The organism is Poseidonibacter lekithochrous (assembly GCF_018861145.1).
Lineage (GTDB): Bacteria > Campylobacterota > Campylobacteria > Campylobacterales > Arcobacteraceae > Poseidonibacter > Poseidonibacter lekithochrous_A.
Genome location: NZ_JAHKQT010000035.1, coordinates 1 through 2,353, shown reverse-complemented (window position 1 = coordinate 2,353; position 2,353 = coordinate 1). Strand labels below are relative to the sequence as shown.

General features: G+C 29.9%; 2 protein-coding genes. Both read right to left on the bottom strand.

All coding sequences use genetic code 11. The annotated features are described in order from the left end of the window. Window positions 1-50 precede the first annotated feature (50 nt). Entirely contained in the window at window positions 51-1,508 is a 1,458-nt protein-coding gene (gene cysN, locus KO488_RS12620) for a sulfate adenylyltransferase subunit CysN (protein ID WP_216059169.1), read from the bottom strand. 1 nt (window position 1,509) lies between these two features. Then, the coding region (cysD, locus tag KO488_RS12615) for a sulfate adenylyltransferase subunit CysD (protein WP_216059168.1) at window positions 1,510-2,353 on the bottom strand (844 nt) is incomplete at its 5' end.

The following is a 2,353-nucleotide window of genomic DNA, read 5'->3' as shown; positions in this document are numbered from 1 at the left end:
TTTTTTTTCTTTTTTTATTTGTTCGATATTTAAAGTTAAATTATTTGACATTATATAGCCTTACAATTCCATTCTGGATAGTTATTTCTAATATAAGCATTTAACTCAATTTCAGCTTGAGTATAAACTTTTTTCTTTTCTTCTAAGTGTGCAAAACCTTCAACTGAAGATACAATCATACCAGCACCAACAGTAGAGTTTGTATACTTATCAATAATAATAAAACTTCCTGTATATCTATTCTCATGATATGGATCTACTGCAATTTCTCTATCAAGTGATATTGTAACTTTTGCAATATCATTTAATTCTAATGTTTCTGTATTAATCTCTTCAAATGTATTAATATTCTTTTTAAATTCAATATTATTAAATGCTCCATTTAACACAGAAGTTGCTCTTTTAATTATATAGTTCTGATTTAAAGCTAATGGAGTTTCATCCATCCATACTACCATTGCTGAAAGATGATTTGATACTTTAGGAATATCTGTAGATTTTACAATCATATCTCCACGTGAGATATCAATTTCATCTTCAAGTGTAAGAGTTGTAGCCATTGGAGCAAATGCTTTAGAAATAGTTTCTACTGTTTCATCTTTTCCAATTGGTCTTAAATCTTTAATATCATTTGATACTATTGATTTAATCTTAGATGTTTTTCTTGAAGGTAATACAGTAATCTCATCACCAACTTCAATTGAACCACTTGCAATTGTTCCTGAGAATCCTCTAAAATTTAAGTGTGGACGTATAACATATTGAACAGGTAATCTAAATGAACTTGACGCTTTTTTATGAATATCAACAGTATCAAGTAATTCCATTAAAGGCTTACCTTTATACCATGAACATTTAGGTGATACAGTTAAAATATTATCTCCATCTAATGCAGAAAGAGGAATAAAGTCAATATTTAAATCTTTATAATGAGGAAGATTAGGAACAATTTCTTTATAATCTTTTTGAATTTGTTCAAATACTTCTTGGCTAAAATCAACTAAATCCATTTTATTAATAGCAACAATTAGGTTTTTAATACCTAATAATGAAGCAATATATGAGTGTCTTTTAGTTTGAGTTAAAATACCTTGTCTTGCATCTATTAAAATAATAGCTACATCAGCTGTACTAGCACCTGTTGCCATATTTCTTGTATATTGCTCATGACCTGGAGTATCTGCTATGATAAACTTTCTTTTATCAGTTGAGAAGAATCTATATGCAACATCAATAGTAATACCTTGTTCTCTCTCAGATGCTAAACCATCAACTAAAAGAGCTAAATCAATTTTATCCCCAGTAGTTCCACTTTTTTTAGAATCTTTTTCAATTGCTGCTAATTGATCTTCAAAGATCATCTTTGAATCATATAATAGTCTACCAATTAATGTTGACTTCCCATCATCCACTGAACCACAAGTAATAAATCTTAATATTTCTTTATTCTCATGTTCTTTTAAATATGCTTCTATATTCTCACTAATTAAATCTGATTGATGTGCCATCTTAAAAATACCCTTCTTGTTTCTTTTTTTCCATTGATGCGTCACCATCACTATCGATAAGTCTTCCTTGTCTTTCACTAGTAGTACAAACAAGCATCTCTTGAATAATCTGCGGTAACGTTGTAGCTTCTGATTCTACTGCACCTGTTAATGGATAACAACCTAGTGTTCTAAATCTTACCATTTCTTTTTTAGCAGTTTTTCGTAATTCTTCAGGAACTCTGTCATCATCTACCATGATTTTTGTACCCATGTATTCTACTACTTCTCTTGTCTTTGAGAAGTATAAATCTGGAATATCTATATTTTCTAAATAAATATATTGCCAAATATCTAATTCTGTCCAATTTGAAATAGGAAATACTCTAATTGATTCACCTTTAGTATGTCGTCCATTATAGATATTCCAAAGTTCTGGTCTTTGAGATTTTGGATCCCATCTATGGTTCTTATCTCTAAAAGAATAAATTCGCTCTTTTGCTCTTGATTTTTCTTCATCTCTTCTTGCACCACCAAAAACAGCGTCAAACTTTTGCATATCTAGCATTTGTTTTAAACCTTCTGTTTTCATTACATCAGTGTGTAAAGCACTTCCATGTTCAAAAGGAGAGATATTCATCTCAATACCTTTAGGATTTGAGTAAGTAATAAGTTCCATACCTACTTCTTTTGCTCTTTTATCTCTAAATTCTATCATCTCTTTAAATTTCCATTTAGTATCTACATGTACTAATGGTAAAGGTGGAGGTGCTGGGTAAAATGCTTTTTGTAATATATGTAACATTACTGAGCTATCTTTCCCTACACTATAAAGCATTCCAGGGTTTTGAAACTCTGCTACTACT